The sequence below is a fragment of the Actinophytocola sp. genome (genome assembly GCF_036002505.1).
Lineage (GTDB): Bacteria > Actinomycetota > Actinomycetes > Mycobacteriales > Pseudonocardiaceae > DASYTH01.
Genome location: NZ_DASYTH010000277.1, coordinates 1 through 22,012, shown reverse-complemented (window position 1 = coordinate 22,012; position 22,012 = coordinate 1). Strand labels below are relative to the sequence as shown.

Here is a 22,012-nt window from a genome sequence, read left to right as displayed (position 1 = left end):
CGTGAGGCGACGCGTCGCACCGTCACCGTCGTCTCCTGCCAGCCGCATACCTGGGCAGGCATCGTCGACCGCGCCACGGCTTCGATAGCCCAACGGTTCCGCCAAGAATCGCGGCTGAACCAGGTGCCATCGGCAGCGGTGGGCCGCGCGCTGGTGGAAGCGCGATTCGGGCAACGGTTCGCCGGCGTCGGTTTCGTTCCGCCATATCCCACCTGGCCGGTCCTACCGGATGCGTTCGCCGACGCAGTGTTGTTCTCGCCGCGCCGATTGTTCCTGCGCATCGACGCGCACATCAGGTCCTGCCTCGACAGCGGCACGGTCGTACCACTGGCGACACTCGACGACCACGCGGAGACCCGCACGCCGGTCCGAGTCACGGAACAGCCCGTGCCGGCGCGGCAGTTCGTCCCGCTCGACGACCGGTTCGCCGAGCTCGTCGAGCAGGCCGACCCCAGCGCCGCGGTGAACCCCGCCACCGAGGACATCGTGATGCCCACGCTGCTGCGGGCCGGCCTGAGCTGCTGGATCGAGGAGCAGGGACGCGACCGCGAGCGGTACTCCCTCGACCCGCCTCCCGGAGCGAAACCGGCGTTGCACGTCCGGCTGTACCGGATGCTCGATGAGCGGACCGAAGACGAGATCCACTGGTCCTTCCGTTCGACGGCCCACACCAACGACAGAGCGCTGCAGACCCGCATCGTGCGGGCCCAGTCCGTCGCGGGACTGGATCCCGAAGTGACCAAACGAAAGTTGTTCCTGCTGCGCACCGGCGAATGGGGCCGGGGGCCGAAGACGCGTCGCCTGCTCGCGGAGTTCATCCAGGCCGGGGGCGTCGTGCTCGTGGTTGAGCCCGAGGACCTGAGGACCTTTGCCGCCCTGGACAGAATGTTGGCAGAGGGCAGCCCTGAGTTGGCGGCCTGGTTGGGACAGCGCCGGCCGGCGGGCCGAACCGCTCTGTTCCGCGCGGTTTTCGGTGAGCCGGAACCCGACTCGGGGGAGCCTGCACCTCTGGAAGGTCCGGAACCGCCGGTGAGAGATGACACCCTCCGCCATGAGCCGACGGCGACACACACGCTGGCCCTCGGCAATCGGCTCGACGACGGCTCGGCGGTGCAGGTGGCATTTCAGTCGTTGCGGAAACACATCGCGATCTTCGCCGGGTCGGGTTCGGGCAAGACGGTGCTCATTCGCCGGCTGATCGAGGAATGCGCGCTGCAAGGCGTCTCCGCAATCGTGCTCGATCCCAACAACGACCTCGCGCGGTTGGGCGACGCCTGGCCGGAACCGCCCGCGACCTGGGGCAGCGGCGATGCGACCAAGGCCGCGGACTATCTGGCGAACACCGACGTCGTGATCTGGACGCCGCGCCGCGAGGCTGGCCGGCCGCTGAGCTTCCAGCCGCTGCCGGACTTCGCCGCGGTGCGGGACGATCCGGACGAGTTCGCGCTCGCCCTGGACACCGCGGTCGCCGCGCTCGCCCCCCGGGCCCGCACGGAAGGCGCGACGGCCAAGGCGGAGCGGGGGCGCGCGGTGCTGCGGGAGGCACTGGCCTACTACGCCCGGCACGGCGGGACCGGGTTGAACGGCTACCTGGATCTGCTCGCCGAGCTCCCCGACGACGTCACGCCCCTCGCCAAGGCGGCGGCGATGGCGGCCGACCTGGCACAGACCCTGACCGCGGCCATGATCAACGATCCGCTGTTCGGCGGCTCCGGCGTATCGCTCGACCCCGGCGTCCTGCTGACTCCGGACTCCGGCAAACGTGCGCGGATCTCGGTCATCAGCTTCATCGGCCTACCGACGAACCAGCAGCGGCAGAGCTTCGTCAACCAGTTGCAGATGGCGCTGTTCGCGTGGATCAAGCAACATCCGGCCGGCGATCGGCCGCTCGGCGGCCTGTTCGTGATGGACGAGGCGCAGACACTGGCACCCTCGGGCGCGATGACCGCCTGCACCGAGAGCACCCTGGCGCTGGCGTCGCAGGCGCGGAAGTACGGGCTCGGTCTGGTCTTCGCCACCCAGGCGCCGCGGGGCATCCACAACCGGATCGTCGGCAACGCCGCCATGCAGTTCTACGGTTTTCTCAACAGCCCGACCCAGATCGCGGCGGCCAAGGAGATGGCGGCCGCCAAGGCAAGCGGCGTCGTCGACATCTCCCGCCTGACCGCGGGCCAGTTCTATGCGGTCGGCGAGGGAATGCCATTCCAGAAGGTGGCAACACCGATGTGCCTGAGCCACCACCCACCCAGCGCCCTGACCGCCGAGGAAGTCCTGGCTCGCGCGCGTGGTGGGGCCTGACCGATCGGAGCCTGCGTGGATCTCGTCATCAAGAGCAAGCTGGAGCAGTTCCGGAAGGACTGGGACCTGACCGCGCTCAGCGAGGACCAGGCGTTCGAGGCGTTCGCCGGATTCTCTGTGCTGAGCTCGTTCTACGAGGACAAGTTCAGCCCGGACGCGTTCCGCACCGGCGGCGGCAACGACCTCGGCATCGACGTGTTCGGAATGCTGGTCAACGGCGAGTTGCTGCACGACGCCGCGGATGTCCGAGAGGTCGCCGAGCGGGCGAAGAAACTGGATGTGCGGGTCGTCGTCATCCAGGCGAAGACCAGCGCCAGCTTCGAGACCAAGGTCGTCTCCGACCTGGCCGAGAACCTGCGGCACATCCTCGGGCCGGAGGACGTCCGCTACCCGAGCTCGTCCGGCATCACCAATATCCGGGAATGCCTGCAGGCGGTCTACGGCGACATCGGCAAGCTGTCCGACCGGCCCCCGCGGCTGCATGTCCGGTATATCTCGACGGGCGAGCAGGTCGCCGAGATGATCGACCAGAAAGCCCGCTCCGCCGAAGATCAGCTAACGAGCCTGAACCGGTTCGAGAAGGTCGACTTTCGCTGCGTGACCCGGCACGAGTTGCGGGAGCTGTATCAGCGGGCGACAACGGCGCTGTCGGCCACCTTCACCATGCCCAAGAAAATCACCCTGCCGAGAATACCGGGCGTTGAACAGTCGTTCCAGGGCCTGCTCGCCGCCACCGAACTGGTCGATAACGTGCTCACCGACCCCGGTGGGGGTGTGCACCGGACCCTGTTCCTGGAAAATGTCCGAGACTTCCTGGGCTACGACAAGAACGACGTCAACCAGAAGATCCGGGAAACGCTACGGGACCCGGAACGAAGGCAGCGCTTCGCCGTGCTCAACAATGGCGTCACCATCGTGGCCAGGGAGCTGACGACCCTCGGCGACGAGATCCGGGTCCGGGACTTCCAGATCGTCAACGGCTGCCAGACCTGCCATGTGCTCTTCGATCAGCGCAGCCAGCTCACCGACGCCGTGCAGGTGAGTGTCCGGCTCGTGCACTCGTCAGATGAGGACGTCATCCGTGGGATCGTCGCCGCGACCAACCGGCAGACCGCAATCAGCGAGGAAGATCTCTCCGCCCGTGAGGAGTTCCACCAGCGCCTCGAAGAGTACTTCGCCGCACACGACCGGTCCCAGATCCTCTACTACGAGCGCCGAGCCAAGCAGTACAACGCTCGCACTGACGTCGAGAAGACCCGAATCATCAGCCGAGGACAGCTGACTCGCGCCTACCTTGCGATGTTCCTCAACGAGCCGTCCCGAGTAGGACACTACAAGGCGCTGGTGGCCGAACGCGGGAAGGAGCTCTTCAAGGAAGGCCAGCAAGCCGCTTACTATTACACCGCGGCCGCGACGTCCTATCGCTTGGAATGGTTGCTCCGCAATCGTCGGATTCAGAACTCTTACGCGCCGGCTCGATATCACCTGCTGGCCGCGATCAAGATGCGGATACTGGGTCCGGGTGCGCCGTCACCCAACTCCAGGACCGCGATCAAAGAATGTGACAAAATACTGAAGGTTGTCTGGAAAGCGACAACCGCGGAGCAGCTCGTGCTCGACCTGCTACGCCCGCTGCAGCGGGCCGTTGACGCCGAACGGGCGCTCGGTGTTCCACTCGGTGAGATGGTGCGAACCCAGCGGTTCGCCGAGCGCGTACGAGTTGAGGTCCTCGGGCCCACAAACTCAAGCGCCCGCGAAGCCGGCAACGGAACGGCACGTTGAGCGGCGTGTCACGAAGGCCCTTCAGAACGTTCAACGTCTCCAAGGCGTCCTTCAGGACACGCCACACCCCTGAGCGATGCTGATGACATGAGCGCCACGAGCAATTTCCGCGCAGACCATCACGACCAGAGGTGGGTGCGGCTGGCCGCTGCGCATGACGCATACGAGCGGCAGGTGTCTCCCGCCTACGACGAGGCGCTGGTCGAGGTCGCCGCGCGCCCCAGAAGCGCAGCCTCCGGGGCCGAGGCGCTTGGGTCACGGACACGTCCCCGGGCGATCCAGGTGTGGTCGTGGTGGTGGGCCAGATCGACCTCGAACCGCGGCGGGCTGCGGGGAGCGCGGTAGTAGGCGCGACTCTGGTCGTCGTCGCGGTGGTTAGTTGGCTTGGGTGAATCGGGTGCCCCAGGTGTGGATCTGGGTGAGTAGTTCGGGTGGGTGGATGATGTGGAAGGTGCTGTCGAGGGTGCCGAGTGCGAGGGTGGGCCAGTCCAGCGAGTCGGTGGTCATGTGGATGCGGCAGCGTTGCGGGTCGATTTCTTCGATGGTGGCCCACCGGCCGATCCGGTCGCGCACGGTCGCGGCTGGCGCGTCGATGAGCACTTCCACCCGGTAGGGGCGGGGCAGGTTGGTCAGGCCGGTGCGGACGAACTCGGCGGCGTCGGTGGCGGGTAGGTCGCGGGGCCGAAACCGGGTGCCGGTCGGCTGCGGGTCGGTGAGCCGGTCGAGGCGGAAGCTGCGCCAGTCGTGGCGGGTGAGGTCGTAGGCGACCAGGTACCAGCGGCGGCCGAGGCAGACCAGCCGGTGTGGCTCGACCTGCCGGTCGGTGCGTGCCTTGTCGGCGGCGGTGTAGGAGAATCGGAGCCGTTCGCTGTCCCGGCAGGTGAGTGCGACCGTGGTGAGCACGTCGGGCTCGATGCCGGTCCGGGGTGGTGTGCCCCACCCGGCGGGCACGGTCATCGTGCGCAGCGCCTCGACCCGGCGGCGTAGCCGGGCCGGCATGACCTGGACGATCTTGGCCAATGCTCGCACCGACGATTCGGCTATTCCGTCGATCGCGCCCTGCGCGGCCGTGTGCAGTCCGATGGCCAGGGCGACCGCTTCCTCGTCGTCGACCACCAGTGGGGGCAGCGCCGCGCCCGCGGCGAGCTGGTAGCCGCCGTCGACGCCGCGCTGCGCCGCGACCGGGTAGCCCAACTCACGCAGCCGGTCGATGTCGCGGCGCAGGGTGCGCACCGACACGCCCAGCCGGTCGGCCAGCTCGCCGCCCGGCCAGTACCGGTGGGTCTGCAGCAGCGACAGCAGCCGCAGGGTCCGAGTGCTCGTGTTCGCCATGAAGTCGATTCTCGCGCCATTGAGGTCAAGAAGTGACCGCTATGGCTCCTATCGTGGGTTTGTAGCCAACGACGGCCAACGACAAGGAGAGGCAGACCATGACCGTGCCCGAGTTGACCGAAGCCCCGACCGTCACCGGCGAGCGCGCCGACCTGCTGGACCTGCTGACCAAGCATCGGCACTTCCTGCGCTTCACCACCCGAGACCTGACCGACGAGGCGGCCAGGCAGCGCACCACCGCCAGCGAACTGACCCTGGGTGGGCTGATCAAGCACGTGACCGCGGTCGAACGGAACTGGGCGGACTTCATCGTCAACGGGCCGGCGCCGGCGGCCGACTTCGCGAACCTGACCGAGCAGGACCTGACCGAGTGGACCAACGGGTTCCGGCTGCTCCCCGACGAAACCCTGGCCGGCGTGCTCGCCGACTACGCCCAGACCGCCCGCCGCACCGACGAACTCCTCGCCACCCTGCCCGACCTGAACACCACCCAGCCACTGCCCGAAGCCCCCTGGTTCCAACCCGGCGCACGCTGGTCGGCCCGCCGGGTCCTGCTGCACATCGCCGCCGAAACCGCCCAACACGCCGGCCACGCCGACATCATCCGCGAATCCCTCGACGGCGCGAAATCCATGGGCTGAGACCCGTCGCGGGCGCGGTCGAGATGTTCGTGCCCCACTGCTGGACAGCAGGTGTTGAAGTGTGGACGTGACCGAGGTCAACTGAACAGGCAATGGCCACACCAGGATCGACCCGGCTGACAACACCGTCCGGCCAACGGGCCAAGGTCAGGTCGGCGCCTTGTCGTCGTGGCCATCACGATCTGACGATCGTCGCCCAGTCGTGGTGACCGAGCAGTTCCAGGGTGCTGGCAAGCCAGAGCCGGGCGTCGTCGGTGAGTGCGGCGGCGGTCAGGTCGGCGCGGTCCTGGGGGCGGTCGAGGTGCGCCTTGTGCAGCAGGGCGACCTCCGGACGCAGGTACCACAGGTCATCCACTTCGTGCAGCACACGATCCCAGGACAACCGGATCCGGGGGTCCCTCTTGAAGATCCACTCCTGGGTGCTTCGGTCCACCTGGAAGTCGGCGACCCACGGATGGTTGGCATCCCGGCGCAGCCAGATCTGTTCGCACTCGGGGTGCAGGTCATCGCCGGGGAGCAGGGGATGCAGCCAGCCGGAGTTGTTCTGCCACAGATGCCAGTCACGCAGGTGGGCGCGCAGCGCGGGCAGGTCGGCCCGGCGGAAGGCAATGTCGGTGTCCTCGTGGCGGCGGGCTGCTGCGCCGACCCGGGCGGCGCGACCGCCGACGATCCACCACCGAATATCACAGCCGCGCAACAGGGAAGCGACCTCGGGCGGCGCCAGCGGCGCCCATCGGCCGTACCAGAGCTGGAAAGTCGCCTCGTCCCACGCTTCCACCCCGACATCATCACCGCCGCGTCAACCGAGATGACACAGTCCAGCACGCCTCCTGACATAGCAAATACCTGCGCCAGCTCCGCGGCATGAGAGTGCGTCTCAGGCGAATCGGGTCTTGCATTGTTTGGACAGGCTTGCGTTATCAACTACTGGACTGGTGGCGCGATTCGTACAGCATCCGCGCGAACCGCATCCGCCGTGAGCTGCTGGTTTCCGCCACCGTCAAGATCGGCGCCGCCGCGGCAAGGGCAGTGACGCGTGATGACCGCAACCGCCGAGCCGACCCGGCCGATCTGGAAGTGTGGGGTTCAGGTCGCGGTGTGGTCGTTGTTCCCGCTGGTCATCGCGGTCTCGCTAGCAGCGAATATATCGCTGCCGCTCCGACGGTAGCGTGGTAGTCCGTACTGGTGGCGGACTTGCCCTCGGTGGCGCTGCTGCTGGCGGTCGAGTAGTCGACCCAGCCGCCGCTGGCCAGAACTGCGACGCGTGTGCTGGGTCTCGCCACTCGGTCGGGTGATTGCCCGCGCGTGAAACATTTCGCTGGTCGCAGCGATACCCATCGAACTGAGGGACTTCGCTGAGGTCGGAGGCACATCGATGGGTCGTCGCCGAGGTTTCTTTGCCGAGCTGCAGTATCAGGCGGCCAAGGCGCAGAAGGAGAGAGTACGACAAGCCGCAACCGCCGAACGCGAACGGCTACGCCTCGAAAAGGAAATGCATCGAGCTCAGGCCGCCGCTGTCGTGGCACGCGAGCGCATGGCGCGCGCGAACGCGCAAGCCGCGGCACAAGCGGAACGTGAGGCCAAGCGCCTCCACATCGAAGCCCAGCAAACAAAGGTCGAGTCTCTCAACGCGGACCTGCGGGAAGAGCTTGCCGCCATCGACAGCATTCTCGAGTCGACACTGGCCGTCGACGACTACGTCGACCTGGAAAAACTTCGGCGTGTGGCCGAGCATCCGCGGTTTCAGTCGGCGCACCTAACGGCATTGCCTCCGCCTGCGTCGATCGCCGCGCCTCCGGAGCCATACTTCCAGCCACCGGCGCCTCCGACTGGTATCTCGGCGCTCTTCGCGAAGAAAAAGCACGCCGCCGCGACTGCCGCCGCCGAGGCCCAGTTCGACCATGCGCACGCAGCCTGGCGAGCGATGGTCGCAGAGATTCCACGGCGACAACTGGCCGCGGCGGAGCAGCACCAAGTTGCGGAAGGCGAGCGGCTACGGAGACTCGCCAGTGATCGAAGGCGGTATGAAGCCGAGTGCGAGGAACGCCAGCGGGTCGCCGACGCGGAGAACGCACGCCTTGATGATTTGATCAACAGGCTTGCGATCAGCGAACCTGAGGCGATCGATGAGTACGTCGGCATCGTGTTCGGTAACTCGATCTACCCGGACGTAATCGCCGCCAACAGTGATATCGACTTCTCGTACAGCTCGGATTTGCGTGAACTGTCCATCACGCTCCTGTTCCCGCCGCCCGAGGTGATCCCGACGACCAAGTCGTTCCGGTATGTACGCGCCGGCGACGAGATCGCAGAAACCAAGCTGACGCAGAAAGATTTCTCGACGAGGTACGCCAACTTGATCAACAACATGACGTTGCGGACCGTCCACGAGGTGTGGGAGTCGGACCGTACGGGGAAGATCGACAGCATCTCGTTGGTCGGCGGTGTCAATCATGTCGATCCTGCCGTTGGCAAGGACGTGTTCGTTCGGCTCATCGCGCTGGCGGTGAGTCGTGAGGACTTCCTGCAGATCGATCTGACTCGGATTACTCCGTTCGAAACGTTGAAGCACCTTTGCGCTGTCATGTCGAAGGCACCGCATCGCCTGACCCCGATCGACGACAAGAAGGGTGTTCGTGGATGAGCTCGTTCGCCACCGGAGTAACGCGGTGAACGGGCTCCGATTCGTTCCGCCGCCGGGTTGGCCGCCACCGGAGCCTGGATGGGTGCCGCCAGCAGGTTGGCAACCGCATCCGTCGTGGCCTCCCGCACCTCCGGACTGGGAGTTCTGGGTTGCCGACGCGCCGACCGGTCATGGGAAGCACGCCGCTGCGGACTCACAAGTGGACGACCTTCCGGCTATTGCGGCACCTGCGCCCGATGTCGGCGACACACCGCGAGACCTCGACCCGCAAACGGAACATAGTGCTTCAGCCCAACGGGAACTGGAGACCGTCCGCGAACAGATCGACCAGGCGAGACGGGAGTTCGTCGAGCTCAACGACGCGATCCTGCTCCAACAGGTCGGGATCTACGAGTACCACCACCCTCTCGAGAACGCTGAGCAGTACAAGGAGGCACTGGCCGCGATCCGTCAGGAGGTGAAGGACTTCGTCAAGAATGGCACCGCGATCCTCGCCTCGGACCGGTTCGCCTACAACAACTCACTGGCACAGGGCCGGAAGATGACCGCCGACTTCTCGAAGCTGATGCTGCGGGCATACAACGCCGAGGCCGACAACTGTGTCCGATCGGTTCGCGCTGGTACGGTGGCGTCCGCCAAGCAGCGTCTCGATAGATCCGTCGAGTCGATCGCGAAGCTCGGCAAGATGATGGACATGCGCGTCGCTCCCGAGTATCACCTGATCCGTCTGCGTGAGATCGAGCTGACAGGAGACTATCAGTTCAAGGTGCAGGAGGAACGCGAAGCGACAAGGGCCGAACGTGAACGCCTACGTGAAGAGAGACGTGCGGAAGCGGAACTGCAGGTCGAACGCGAACGGTTGGAGAAGGAACGCGACCACTACACCAACGCCCTGGCGAAACTCGCGGAGCAAGGCAAGCAGGAGCAGGCCGACGGACTGCGTGAACGGCTGTCTGCCATCGACGACGCGATAGCGCAGAACGACTACCGCATCGCCAACATCCGAGCGGGGTACGTGTACGTCATCAGCAACATCGGCGCCTTCGGCGAGAACGTTGTGAAGATCGGGATGACCCGCCGTCTCGAACCTCGGGACCGAATTCTGGAACTCGGTGACGCATCGGTTCCTTTCCCGTTCGACACTCACCTGTTGCACTTCTCAGAGGACGCGGTTGCGCTCGAGAGCGAGCTACACACGATGTTCGCCGACCGTCGACTGAACCTTGTGAACCTTCGTCGAGAGTTCTTCTTCATCACGCCACAGGAGATTCGCGCGACCCTGGCGGACAAGCTCGGAAACATACTTGAGTTCAACGAGACACCCGAGGCGACGCAGTACTTCCAGAGCCGCTCGGCTTGGCCTGAACCAACTCAGAGATAGGTCGAGCACCAGATCTCAGCCAGCAGCCAGCGCGGCAGAGTGCGCCGGGTTGCCGCATGTCGGGTGTTGGCCCACCGTCGAGAGCTGCTCGCCGCCGAAATCACGACGAGATCTGGGACCTCGTCGGCGGGCGGTCAGGCACTGATCATCACGTCATCGAGATCGCACGCGCAGCAGAGATCACCGATCCGATACGGCCTCATACAACAACGGCATCGGTTCATGCATCGCCCGAACATCCAGCGCGCACTCCACCAGCCACCGAAGGTCCGCGGGCGTCAGGTTCTCCCTCGTGATCTCGAGGCCGGTATCCCGAGCGTGGAGCCGCGCAAGCTCCACCGCCTGGGGCAGTCCGGCCGCGTCGAGCAGCGTGATGTCGGTGGCCGCACCACAGTCGGTGTGTGGTCGACGCTGACCATGGCGGCATGCGCACGGCCGGCACGACAGCGCTGTGTTGGCTTCTCACGTTGGTGTGTTGGCTTCGTGCGCGGTCGGGAAATCGTGAGATGCCAACACATCGACGCCACGCGCCAACATGGCGACGTGAGCGGCCAACACACCCGACGAGCCAGCGGAGCCGTCCTGCTGGCACGCCCCTGCCGGCAGGACGGCTCGCGGGGCGCATCGGCCGGCTGTCGCACGGTTGCGCTCGGCCGCCCGGTGGCCGCGGGGAGCCTCGAGGTGGCTGGGATCGAGGCTGGCACCGGGTGGCGGCGCGGGGTCCGGCCGGGCCCCTGGCGGTGCCGAGTGGCTCTTGTGGAGGCTCGGCACCCAGGACCATCATGGCGCACGAGCGGGTATTGGTCTAGACCTTGTCTTGGTGAATTGGTTCAGTCCAATTGTGGAGGGCGGCCTGGAGGTCGGTGCGGGCGGGGACGAGGGAGGGGCCGCACCAGGTGAGTTGGCGGCCGTTGACCAGGGCGTAGCGGGTGTTGGGGAAGGACTCCGGGCCGTCGGTGGCGGTGAACTCGTAGGGCTCGTCGGGGAGGACGACCAGGTCGGCGCGGTTGGCGGCGAGCAGGCCGGTGAGCTCGTCGAGGGGTGGGCGGGGGTAGCGGTCGGGGTGTGTGGCGTAGGCGTTGGCGACGCCGAGGCGGTGGAGGACGTCGCCGGCGAAGGTGTCGCGCCCGAGGACGATCCAGGGGCGGCGCCAGACGGGGATGATGGCGGTGGCCCAGAGAGGTTCCGTGGTGCGCCAGGCTTCTTCGGCCTGGATCAGCCAGTCGGGTTCGGTCAGGGCTAGGGCTTGGGTGAGGAGGCGGCGGACGGAGCCGAGGCCGGCGGGGACGGTGGGGGCGGCCGCGGTGACCCAGACGGGGATGCCGTCGGCGCGGATGCGTTGGACGTCTTCGGGGCGGTTCTCTTCGGCGTTGGCGAGGACCAGGTCAGGGCGGAGGTCGAGGACGGAATCAACGTCGGGGTATTTGGAGCCGCCTACCCGGGGCACGTCCAGGGTCGGCGGGTGGGTGCAGTAGTCGGTGGCGCCGATGAGCAGGCCGGGGGCGGTGGTTTCGACGGCGTCGGTCAGGGAGGGGACCAGGCTGACGATGCGGGTTGGTGGGGCGCGGAGGAGGACCGGTTCACCCAGGTCGTCGTTGAGCACGGTTCACCTCCCCGGCGAGGACGTCGGCGTGGCAGGCGTGCGGGGCGCACCAGCAGCCGAGGGCGCGGCCGGTCAGCTCGCCGTCGCGGATCCGTTGCAGCAGAACGGGTTGCTCCAGCAGCCAAGCGCGGTAGCGGCGGACCATGCCGGGCCGGTCGGTGGTGGCCAGGTGCAGGAAGGGATTGGCGAAGTCGGACTCCGGCCAGGAGTGGCGTGGGCCGGCGTGGCCTACGTAGGTGAGGCGGTTGGCGCTGTGCAGCCAGGGGGCGAGGTTCTTGTGGGGACCGGATTTTCTGACGTTGACCACGACCGCCCAGCCGTCGAGGAGCGCGGTGGCGAGGGAGCGCTCGGATCGGGTCCAGCCGGCGGCGTCCGGGGGCAGCGCGGTCATGGCTCCAGGTCGGTGATGCGCACGCCGGCGTGGGCGGAGTAGCGGCGGTTGATCGCGATGAGGTTGGCGGTGAGCGCCTCGACCTGGTGGGCGTTGCGGAGGCGGCCGGCGTAGATGCCGCGCACGCCGGGGATGGTGCCGGCCAGGGCGCGGACGGTGTCGGTGGCCTCGCGGTCGTCGCCGAGGACCAGGACGTCGATGTCCACTTCGGACACGTCGAGGTCTTCGAGGAGGACCGCGGAGACGTGGTGGAAGGCGGCGGTCACGCGAGAATCCGGGAGGAGTTTCTCGGCCTGCTGGGCGGCGCTGCCTTCCGGTACGGGCAGTGCGAACGGGCCTTGCTTGTCGAAGCCGAGCGGGTTCACACAGTCGATGACGATCTTGCCGGCGAGCGGTCCGCGGAGGGATTCGAGCAGCTCGCGGTGGCCTTCCCAGGGGACGGCGACCAGGACGAGGGACGCCTCGGCGGCGCAGCCGGCGTTGTCCCGCCCGGTCACGTGCTCGACGCCGGCTTTGGTCCGCAACTCCTCGGCGGTCGCTTCGGCGCGCTCGGCCTTGCGTGAGCCGATGATCACCGGGAGGCCCGCCTTGGCCCAGCGCAGCGCCAAACCCTTGCCCTGCGGCCCGGTGCCGCCCAGCACCCCGACCGTCAGGCCCGTCACGTCGGTCATTCCCCTGCCCTTTCAAACGTCACCTTGCGCGCGGTCGCGTCCGCGTGGACCAGGCGGACCCGGATGCGGCCGCCTTCCGGCAACCCGTCGCCTTCGCAGCGGGCGATGACCGGCGGGTCGGGGAGGAACACCTCGGCGCTGCCCTGTTCGGAGCGCAGCACCATGGCGTCGAACTCGCGGCCGATCTGGTCGCCGAGTACCCAGGCCTCCACCAGGTCCAGGCATGCTCTGTCCACTTTGGACGCGAGCACGTCGGACATCTCCATCAACCGCGGCAGGTCCGGCAGGGCTTCCCGAACCCAGTTCGGCACGTCGCGCTCGGCGCAGAGGGCGAGGCAGATCTCCGCGCCGTACCGGTCGACCAGCCGGCGCAGCGGCGCGGTCACGTGGGCGTACGGTGCGCCGAGCCCGGCGTGGGTGCGCTGCTCCGGTGCGACACCGTCGAACACCGTGTAGCCGGCGCCGCGCAGCAGCCGGGTGGCGTCCATGAACAGCGCCAGCGCCTCCGGCCGATTGGGGTCCATGCCGGCGAGCAGTTCGGAAGCCTCCATCTCGCGCGGCCAGTCGATGCCCAGGGACTTGGCCGAGCGGCGCAGCCACTGCACCGCGCCGTTCTCCGGATCGGGCAGCGTACGCAGCACGCCGATGCCCGCCTCCAGCATCATGCCGGCCGCCGACATGCCGGTGAGCAGCGAGATCTCCGCGTTCCAGGCGTCCACCTCGGTGCGCGACCGCAGCACCAGCTGCCAGCCGCCGCGCCCGTCCGGCGCCACATCCTGCTCCGGCAGTTGCAGCTCGACCGCGCCGCGCCGCACGGCCCGCTCCCGGCGCAGCCGGCCCAGCGCGGGCAGCGCGGCCACCGAAGGATGCGGGTTGCCGGCGGCCACCGCGGCGCGCACCGTCTCGTAGTCGAACTGCTGGATCGAGCGGACCATCGCGCGGCGCACCCGGGCGTGCTCCGGCGAGCCGTCCGCGTCGCAGTCGATGGTCCACAGTGCGGCCGGCCGGACCTCACCGGGCAGCAGGCTCGCCGCACCCTCGCTGAGCACGGTCGGGTGTAGCGGCACGTTGCCGTCCGGCAGGTACATGGTCTGCCCGCGCCGGCGCACCTCGGCGTCCAGCGGCCCGCCCGGCGTGACGAACCCGCCGAGGTCGGCGATCGCGTAGTGCACCCGGAAACCGCCGCCCGGCCGGGTCTCCACCAGCATCGCCTGGTCCAGGTCCCGGGAGCCCGGCGGGTCGATGGTGACCAGCGGCAGACCGGTGGCGTCCTCGCGCTCGCCGGCACCGTCCCGCATCCATTCCGCGACGGCACGCTCGGCCTCGGCCTGGACCGGCTCCGGGAACTGCGACGGAAGACCGAACTCGGCGCGGATGCCGGCGAACCCCTCACCGCCCACGCCCGTCACGGAAGCCACGTCACGCACCCTATCGGCCGCCGGGCCGGAATTGCCGCAGGAACTACCCGCGACAAGTCAGTTATGGCGTGCCCGATGGATCATCGCGGAAAGCCGCGCCCCAACCAACCGCACCTCAGGGGACCGTGCCGGCACCCAGCCACAATCAACCCGACAACCGCACCGTTCCCTGGAACGCAACCACCATAAAATTCCCGGAGAGGCGGGCTAGAGGCGGACTAGCTCCAGTTGGTTCGCTGCTGGATGGGTGGGGCCGGGAAACCGCGCGGCGGGGTGTCCTGGTCGGCCGTGACCTGCTCGGTCGGGATCGGGTCGAGGCAGGAGACCAGCACCTCGGTGGACTCCGGGTCGTCGATGCGCTTGCCGTTGCGCTCCCGGTAGACCACCTCGCCGTCGGCGTCGATCTCGACCAGGCAGCCGACTTCGGCCAGCTGGTCCTCGTCCAGGTTGACCAGGCGTTCGCGGCGCGACGGCGTGACCCGGTACTCGGGCCAGCTCAGGTGGCCGTAGGTCTGCTGGAACTCGGCCATGATCTGCACCATGGCGTGCTGCCAGGGCAGCGGCATGGCCTCGATGAGCGATCTCGGCAGCACCGCGTATCTCTCCTGCACGCCCGGCCCGCCGCGGGCGAGGAAGTCGCCGAGCGGGGTGCTTGAGGCCGGCGGCCCGGCCGGGCGCGGGATCGGGTCGGAGGTGTACATGCTCACTCGCTTCGAAACCCCCTTCTACACACCAGGCCGCACGGCCTGCGGGACCAGTTCCGGCTCGTTCCACCGCACGGGTCGGACGTGCACGGGGACGCCGGTCTGCTGTGCTTCAACGATCTGGAGATCACCCAGATACATGGCGACGTGGTGGATCGTCGCCGGGTTGCTCGGGTCGTACGCCCAGAACAGCAGGTCTCCCGGCTGCGCCTGGGTGACCGGCAGCAACGCCCCGGCGCGGAACTGGTCACGGGAGACCCGCGGCAGGATGATCCCGGCCGACCGGTAGGCCTGCAGCATCAGGCTGGAGCAGTCGAAGTTGTCCTGATGGTTGGTGGCCGCGCCCCACAGGTACGGCTTTCCCTTCTGGGACAACGCGAACTGGATGGCCGAGCCGGCCGCCGCGGTGGGCGCCGGGAGCAGCAGGCCGACGCCCTGGCCGCAGCCGGTCGGGTCCTGCACCGCGCCGACGTTCCCGATCAGGTGCGCGGCCATCGCCTCCCAGCGGTGGTACCGGTCCGGGAAGGCGGACCGCTCGACGTCCTGGGCGGAGTCGCCGGGCCGCTGCTCCTTCCAGTTCGGGACCCCCGTGAGGCGTTCGAAGAACAGGTTGATGGCGTAGACCGGGTCGAGGATCTGCGCCGGCGTGCCCCAGCCCATCGACGGGCGCATCTGGAAGATGCCCAGCGAGTCCCGGTCGCCGTAGTTGAGGCTGCGCAGCCCGGACTCGGTCATGCCGGCCTGGATCGCCACCTGCCAGGCCAGCGGCGGGAGCTGCCGCTGCTTGCCGATCGAGATGATCAACGCCACGATGCCGCGCTGCTCACCGCTGAGCCTGGCCGCGTCCAGCGCGCCGCTGCCCGCCGGCCCGCTGGAGACCGGCCCGAGCGAGGCGATGCAGGACGCGTTCAGCGCCCGCGCCGCCTCGGCCTGGCGCCCACTGTCCACCGCCGTGTTGATCGCCCCGGTGCTCAGCACCACGGTGAAGATCGCCACCAGCAGGGCGCCGAAAGCCAGGGCCACCTTCATCTCACGCCGCCTGTTCGTAGTGGGCGACGCGCCAGCCGTCGGGCCGCTCGATCACGGTGATCGAGAGCGGGCCACCGTTGGTGGGGACGGTGACCTCGACGGACTTCTCGTAGGAGGTCTTGACGACCGGGTTGCCGGTGACCGCGGTGGCCGGGATGTTGGCCGGATCCACCGTGGTCATGACCGCGAGCTGCTCCTCGGTGGTGAGCGGGCGCAGGCCCTCGAGCCACTGCTCGTTGGTCATGCCCTGCGGGTGGTTCACCCAGGCCCTGGCCCACTGCGTGGCCACGTCCAGAGCCTTGGCCGCCGGCGGGGCCGAGCTCGGTGTCTGGGTGGGCGAGGGCAACCGGGTCGGCAGCGAGGAGGACGTCGCGGGTGCGGTGGTCTGGCCGCCGGGCGCGGCACCGCCGCTCTGCCCGGGAGGTGTGCCGGGCTGGGACAGGTTCGCCGCCGAGCCCGGGTCGGTGCTGGCCGAAGCGCCGGCCGAGCCGGTACCCGAGCCGGTCAGCCGCGGCACGATCAACCCCACGGTGAGCACCACCGCGATGATCACCAGCGCGGTGGCGACGAGGTGCCGGGGTGAGCGCATGGGCCAACCCCATAACCGGCGGTAGACCGCGACGCGCCCGCGGTTGGTCCGAATCGGCACGGCGTCACCTCACTCGGCCTTCTCGCGACCTTGCGCGCGACGCAATCGCTCCGGCAGGGCTCGAACTGTTGCGTGCCCTCGCGTCGGGCGGCAACGACGCCCTGCCACCGCGATCGCGTGCCTTCGGCCCGGGCGCGCGTGGTGGTCGCCTTGATAGCTGCCCGATCATCTGGCAGCACCTTCCACTACCGAGTCGGTGTATCTGGGACCGTCGTTCAGCGGCATCCGGCGTGGCTGTCGGGTGTCGGCGACCTCCAGGCCGCGGGACGGCCGGAAGATCACGTGCACCGGCCGGCCGGCCACCTCCTCGACGTCGGCCACCCGCGGACCCTCGAACGCCTCGGACCGCCGGCTGACCCGGGACGGCACCACCACGGCGTCCTCGCCCCGGTCCCAGCCGCGGTCGGTGACCGGAGCCGTGTCCACCACCCGGCTCGCCGGCACCAGCACGTTCCGCCGGGGCGGCCCGCCGGGCGTGATCATCGGGCCGGTCACCATCACCTGGCCGGCATCCGAGCCACCGCTGATCAACGCCCGCGGCTCCCGCACCGCCGACGCGGCACCGTTACCGACCACCGGGCGGCTGTCGAGCCGCTCGGCGGTCGCGGTGACCGGGTTGCCCGCCTCCGGGCGTGGCCGGCGGCCCGACGGCGCCGTCGCGGCCAGCGCGTTCTCCTCGGCCTGCTCGCCGTCGCGCAGGTTCTCCCAGAACGCGTCCTGCGGAGTGGACTGGTTGGCCTTGCGGCCACGGAACCGGGAGAACAACCCGCCGCGTGCGGAGGGCATGCTGGCGCCGGCCGCGCTGACCGACATCTCGATCATCTGCCACATCCGCCGGATCGGCCGGCCGACCAGCAGGAAGACCAACGTCACGATGCCGGCCAGGAGCATCTGGGTGAGCAGCGAAAGCTTGGTGTCCGGGTTGAAGATTATCTGCAGGAACCTGTAGTGCACACCGGCCAGCGCCGCCAGGATCAGCACGTTGAGCACGATCGCGCCAACCGCTTTGCCCACCCGGCGCAGGACGTCGTGATGGATCAAGGCGACCAGCCCGATAATGGGCGCGGTCAGCGTGAGAACGCGCAGCAGCAGTTGGGCCAGCAGCACCGCAAGCTTGGCGAACAACGGGAACAACGAGTACATGACGGCCTGCAGGAACGCCAAAAAACCGGTGCCGATCCGGCTGCCGTCGGAGCCTTTGAAATACCCGGATGACGACCCGAGCTCAGCGGCGATCTTCTTGTAGTCCTCCTTTTTTGCGTTCTCGGCGACGTCGTCGTTGTCCTTTTTGCTGCGCAGATCGTCCCAGTTCCACGCCTGGGCGCTGAGCAGCCGCCGGCCGAACTGGTCCGCCTGCGGCGAACCCGGACTGCCGAACTCGCCACGCAGCCAGTTCTCGTAGACCACCTTGTTGTGCAGTTCCGTGGGCAGTATCTCCCGCTGGATCCGACCCTCGTCCGGATTCACGAAGCCCGCCTGGATGCCCGTGGTGGTGTCGACGATCGCGTCGTCGATCCGGTTGTAGTTGCCCACCAGCACGAAGGTCGAGGCCGCCAGCCAGATCCCGCCCAGCGCGAACAGGGCGCGCCGGCTCACCGCGGCCAGGTCGCCCCGCCAGATCTGCCGGAACATCAGCACCGCGAGAAGTAGCGCGAAAAGGCTGAACAACTGCATGTAGATGTTGTTGAACACGGTGTCCGCAGCCTTGCTGAACTGATCGTTCAGACCGCCGAGCACGCCACCCTCAAGCAGGGTGTAGTGCAGCGAGTTGGTCGCACCGACGATGTTCTTGCCAATGTTGAACAACTCATTGCCGGCCCACGTGTCAATGGTCGTAGCCGGGTCCGTGATCGACTTCGACAGCGGTCCGCAGTCGTCGTCGTAGACATACCAGACCATACCGGCGTAGCCGTACAGGAGGTACGTGCTGGCCGGTCTGGTGGGCTGGCCGGGGACATCGACCTGGCCCTCGCCGTGGCCACTGGACGGGTCGAGGGCGCCGACCATCCCGTCGCCCGGCCGTTCCGGGTTCGGTACCTGCATGCAGCCACCCGGCTGCGCCAGGGCCGGACCGCCCAGGGCCAGGTTGAGCCCGAGAATCGCCGTGACCAGGACCAGCGCGCGGGCCCGGCCCCGCGACACGGCCCCACGTCTGCGCCGCAACCGGGCCGCGATGAGCAGCCCGGCTGCGAGCACCACCAGTAAGAGCGTCACGCGGCACTCTCCCCCGGCTTGCCGCGCTTGCTCGGCACCTCCTTGCCGGCAGGGTCGACCGGGACGGCGTCCAGGTCCTCGTCGCTGAGGCCCAACTCGAAGTCGGCGGCCATCTCGAACTCGAGGTCGCCGTGCCCGGAGCCGTCGACCCCCGGCTCGATCACATACTCGTCGGGCGGTTCGGGAGCGTGCTGGTCGGCCGGGATGGCCGCGCTGTCCCGCATGGCGTCGGGGGTGGTGTCCAGGGCCAGGCGGAGGTGGTCGAGGTGCGGGCCGGAGAGGTCGATCCGGATCCGCTCCACGCCGCCGGCACCGTCGCCGAAGACGAACTGGCGCGGCGCCAGGTCGCGCTCGACGCTGCGGTCCTGGCCGGGGCGGCGGCCGAGGCTGGCGATCACCTGCTCGTAGCCGGCCCCGAGAGGCACCTTGAGCAGGCGCAGCGCGTCGGTCTGGGCCTCGTCGTCGTCCAGGCGGCCGACGAACACCGAGTCCAGCAGCGTCACGAAGCCCTGGATCTTCAGGAAGTCGGCCGGGATCTGGGAGGACAGCAGCACCCGGACGTTCCACTTGCGGGAGTCGCGGGCGAAGCGGTTCATCAGCACCCGGCCGGTGGGCACCTCGGAGAGGAAGAACGCCTCGTCGATCCAGACGCCCTTGCGGGTGTCCCTGGGGCGCTCGTAGATGGAGCGCTGGGTGAGCCAGGCGGCCAGGTTGAGCATCTCCACGCCGAGCGCCTCGGCGTCGGTCCAGTGCTCGCGGGCCACCCCGTCCTTGGGCAGGGTCAGCCCGGCCATGGTGAGCACCGTCATCCGGTCGTCCCGGACGTCGCGGTACGGGTCGGCATCCGCCTCGGGGATGAGCAGCGACATGCGCTCCTTCATCTCGTCGAGGAAGTCGGCCACCACCACCGCGTGCTCGTGGTGCTCGCTGGCGTCGCGGCGCAGCGCCTCGAACACCAGGCTCGGGTCGGCGTCGGCCCGGCCGCCGACCGTGCGCACCGCGCGCAGCAGCACGATCCGGGTCTGCGGCATCCGCGCCACGTCGTAGGGCAGCAGCCCGGTCAGCACGTCCAGCACGAGCCGGCGGCGGGTGGCCGCAGCCAGGGCCTTCTCCCTGCGCCACGCCCGTTCCGGGTCCTCCTCGTCGAGGAAGTGCTCGTACTCCGGCTCGGCCACCACCCGGTACGGGTTGAGGATCCCGGGCTGGGCGTTGAGCAGGTTGATCGGCCGGGCGTACGGCCGCAGCTCCGGCAGGTCGCACAGCTTCGCCAGCGGGCCGGACGGGTCCAGGATCGTCCAGTACGCCCCGGAGCGCAGCGTCTTGTACACGATGCCGCCGCCGAGAAAGCTTTTGCCACCGCCCAAACCGGCCACCAGCGCGGTCAGGCCGGAGCCGTCGCGGATCTCCTGGGCCATCCACGGGTCCCAGGCCACCGGGCGGCGGGTGGCCGTGCAGGTCTCGCCGAGCAGGATGCCGCGCCGGTCGCCCACCTCCGCGGTGGCGGTCGGCACCGCCGAGGCCGCCCAGATCACCGAGCCGCGGCGCAGGTAGGCGGCCGAGGACAGCGGCTCGCCCGGGATGAACTCGCGGGCCAGCGCGTACTGCGCCTCCGGGTGCTCGATCGCGACCTTCGGCTTGTACAGGTCGAGCAGCTGCTGGGCCAGCCGCAGCGCGTCCCGCTCGGTCGGCCCGGACACCGCCAGCCGCCACCAGGACCGCACCCGGGTGGCCAGCTGGGTGAAGCCGGAGGTCATCTCGTCGTCGATCTCCAGCACCCGGGACGCCTGCCGGGCCAGCGACTGCGGCGGCTCCAGCTCGTGCTCGTCGGTGTAGTGCTTGACCTGCGAGCGGACCTTGTTCATCTGCCGGGACAGCTCCCCGGAGACCTCCTCCGGGCGGCGCACGTAGATCCGCGCCGACCACTCCACGCTCGCCGGCAGCCGGTCGGAACGCTGCACCCACGGGTCGTCCACCTCGGGGATGTGCAGGCCGTGCATGAGACCGACGGTGAGCACCGCGACGTGCCGGTGCACCCCGGCGTTGGAGCCGGTCCGGCCGCGCACGGTCAGCGTCGGCGAGTAGGGCTCCTGGTGGAAGTCCGCGGCGTCGGTGAAACTGGCCAGGTCCTCCGGCTCCCACGCCGCACCGGGCACCGCGGGCAGGTTGCGCGGCGCCGGCAGCCCCAGCGAGCAGGAGCGGTGCATCAGCCAGGACATCTCCTCGGCCGTCGCCGGGCGGCCCTCCAGCCCGGCCGAGCCGATCACCTGGTCGAGGTGCTCCACCTCGCTGTCCATCGCCACCAGCTCGGCGTCCACCGCGGCCGGGAACACCCGGCGCAGCAGCGGGGCGGCCCGCTCGACGGCCCGGTCGACCATGTTGCGGGTCTGCACCTGGACGCCGAGGTAGACCTCCTTCTCGGCCATCGACCGACCCATCAGCTGCTGCTGCTCGCCCACCAGGTAGTCGTCGAAGGACAGCGCGCCCGGGGTGTCCGGCAGCCGGTTCACCGCGTTGTGCACGTGCGCCTCGGCCCACATCCGGATCGGGTACGGCCGGTTGGTCACCCGCAGGTGCATCCACCGGCCGTGCAGCTCGGCGTACTGGCCGGCGATCGCGGCGATGAGGTCCTGGCGCTGCGAGTCGGAGCGGAACGACCAGCGCTGCGGGGCCAGCCGGTACCAGGCGAACACGTCATGGCCGGTCCTGAGCAGGTGCCCGTCGATGCTGCGGGCGCTGATCGACGGGATGTAGGCCGGAATGGACTGCTCGCCGGGCAGCCGGCGGTTGCGCTTGCCGTTGCGCGCCGGCTCGGGCACCGGCCGGTAGGCCTGGCGCGGCAGCGCGCCGTTGCCGGCCGGTTCACCCCGGTCCGGCGCGGCGTGCCGGCCGTAGTTGTGGGCCGGCGGAACGACCTCCGGGTAGTGGGTGAGCAGCTTCGGTTGCCGCTTACGTCGGTGTCCAAACACCGGCGACCTCCGTGGGACGAGCCGGCCGGGGTGGATGAAGTCCCGGCGGCGGGGCGGCGACGGCGCGGGTGAGGCGGCCGCGTTGCCGAGGACGGCGGCGGGGACGCTCGACCCGCACCCGGATCGCGGAAGCGCTCACCGCGCCGCCGCGACCGGTCATGGTCTCTCGTGGTGCAGTGAGCTCGCGCAGCCACATGGTCAGCACCGCGCCCAGCGGCCGCTCGTGGCTGATCCGCGCACAGATGATCATAGTGAGGCCGATCGTGACCACGAGCCCCCAGGCAATGGC

General features: G+C 68.9%; 17 protein-coding genes and 1 pseudogene. 6 read left to right on the top strand and 12 right to left on the bottom strand.

Annotation, left to right across the window (positions count from 1 at the left end; all coding sequences use genetic code 11):
• Positions 1–2,298, top strand: a 2,298-nt coding sequence (locus tag VGR06_RS24475) for an ATP-binding protein (RefSeq protein ID WP_327561458.1), incomplete at its 5' end; no start/stop codon positions are given.
• 15 nt (positions 2,299–2,313) lie between these two features.
• Entirely contained in the window at positions 2,314–4,080 is a 1,767-nt protein-coding gene (locus tag VGR06_RS24470) for an AIPR family protein (protein ID WP_327561457.1), read from the top strand.
• Between the two features lie 375 nt (positions 4,081–4,455).
• Here the strand turns inward: VGR06_RS24470 and VGR06_RS24465 are convergent, their stop codons facing one another.
• Positions 4,456–5,412, bottom strand: a complete 957-nt coding sequence (locus VGR06_RS24465; protein ID WP_327561456.1) for a YafY family protein — start codon at positions 5,410–5,412, stop codon at positions 4,456–4,458.
• Positions 5,413–5,510: 98 nt separating this feature from the next.
• Between VGR06_RS24465 and VGR06_RS24460 the strand changes: the two genes are divergently transcribed.
• Positions 5,511–6,053, top strand: coding sequence for a DinB family protein (locus tag VGR06_RS24460; RefSeq protein WP_327561455.1), 543 nt, complete (start codon positions 5,511–5,513; stop codon positions 6,051–6,053).
• A gap of 175 nt (positions 6,054–6,228) precedes the next feature.
• On the opposite strand, the gene VGR06_RS24455 is transcribed toward VGR06_RS24460, so the two are convergent.
• Complete coding sequence (locus VGR06_RS24455) at positions 6,229–6,831, bottom strand: nucleotidyltransferase domain-containing protein (protein ID WP_327561454.1); 603 nt, start codon at positions 6,829–6,831, stop codon at positions 6,229–6,231.
• A 134-nt stretch (positions 6,832–6,965) separates the two neighbouring features.
• On the opposite strand from VGR06_RS24455, the gene VGR06_RS24450 reads away from it, so the two are divergent.
• The 3 genes from VGR06_RS24450 to VGR06_RS24440 all read left to right on the top strand — a co-directional run bounded on the left by VGR06_RS24450 (position 6,966) and on the right by VGR06_RS24440 (position 10,078).
• Positions 6,966–7,229 carry a hypothetical protein gene (locus VGR06_RS24450; protein ID WP_327561453.1) on the top strand — a complete coding sequence of 88 codons (264 nt, stop codon included), beginning with the start codon at positions 6,966–6,968 and terminating at the stop codon, positions 7,227–7,229.
• A 199-nt stretch (positions 7,230–7,428) separates the two neighbouring features.
• The gene (locus VGR06_RS24445; RefSeq protein WP_327561452.1) at positions 7,429–8,697 is read left to right on the top strand and encodes a hypothetical protein; all 1,269 of its coding nucleotides are present in this window, start codon (positions 7,429–7,431) and stop codon (positions 8,695–8,697) included.
• A complete protein-coding gene (locus VGR06_RS24440) occupies positions 8,690–10,078 on the top strand; it encodes a DUF4041 domain-containing protein (protein WP_327561451.1) in 1,389 nt (462 codons plus the stop codon). The genes VGR06_RS24445 and VGR06_RS24440 overlap by 8 nt, the downstream gene beginning before the upstream one ends.
• Before the next feature lie 805 nt (positions 10,079–10,883).
• Here the strand turns inward: VGR06_RS24440 and VGR06_RS24435 are convergent.
• The 10 genes and pseudogenes from VGR06_RS24435 to VGR06_RS24390 all read right to left on the bottom strand — a co-directional run.
• The gene (locus VGR06_RS24435; RefSeq protein ID WP_327561450.1) at positions 10,884–11,681 is read right to left on the bottom strand and encodes a helical backbone metal receptor; all 798 of its coding nucleotides are present in this window, start codon (positions 11,679–11,681) and stop codon (positions 10,884–10,886) included.
• Entirely contained in the window at positions 11,659–12,072 is a 414-nt protein-coding gene (locus VGR06_RS24430; protein ID WP_327561449.1) for a DUF4326 domain-containing protein, read from the bottom strand. Before VGR06_RS24430 ends, VGR06_RS24435 begins: the two co-directional genes overlap by 23 nt.
• The gene (npdG, locus tag VGR06_RS24425; protein ID WP_327561448.1) at positions 12,069–12,743 is read right to left on the bottom strand and encodes an NADPH-dependent F420 reductase; all 675 of its coding nucleotides are present in this window, start codon (positions 12,741–12,743) and stop codon (positions 12,069–12,071) included. The genes VGR06_RS24430 and npdG overlap by 4 nt, the downstream gene beginning before the upstream one ends.
• The gene (locus tag VGR06_RS24420; RefSeq protein WP_327561447.1) at positions 12,740–14,170 is read right to left on the bottom strand and encodes an RNB domain-containing ribonuclease; all 1,431 of its coding nucleotides are present in this window, start codon (positions 14,168–14,170) and stop codon (positions 12,740–12,742) included. The genes npdG and VGR06_RS24420 overlap by 4 nt, the downstream gene beginning before the upstream one ends.
• Positions 14,171–14,379: 209 nt before the next feature.
• Positions 14,380–14,862: a hypothetical protein gene (locus tag VGR06_RS24415; RefSeq protein WP_327561446.1), complete on the bottom strand. Its 483-nt coding sequence runs from the start codon at positions 14,860–14,862 to the stop codon at positions 14,380–14,382.
• Positions 14,863–14,886: 24 nt separating this feature from the next.
• Entirely contained in the window at positions 14,887–15,894 is a 1,008-nt protein-coding gene (locus VGR06_RS24410) for a C40 family peptidase (protein ID WP_327561445.1), read from the bottom strand.
• Position 15,895: 1 nt separating this feature from the next.
• Complete coding sequence (locus tag VGR06_RS24405) at positions 15,896–16,543, bottom strand: hypothetical protein (RefSeq protein WP_327561444.1); 648 nt, start codon at positions 16,541–16,543, stop codon at positions 15,896–15,898.
• 165 nt (positions 16,544–16,708) lie between these two features.
• On the bottom strand, positions 16,709–18,757 hold the full coding sequence (locus VGR06_RS24400) for a magnesium transporter (protein ID WP_327561443.1): 2,049 nt from the start codon (positions 18,755–18,757) through the stop codon (positions 16,709–16,711).
• Positions 18,754–21,597: an ATP-binding protein gene (locus VGR06_RS24395; protein ID WP_327561459.1), complete on the bottom strand. Its 2,844-nt coding sequence runs from the start codon at positions 21,595–21,597 to the stop codon at positions 18,754–18,756. Before VGR06_RS24395 ends, VGR06_RS24400 begins: the two co-directional genes overlap by 4 nt.
• Positions 21,598–21,703: 106 nt before the next feature.
• Positions 21,704–22,012, bottom strand: a pseudogene (locus VGR06_RS24390) (hypothetical protein); the annotation flags it as partial.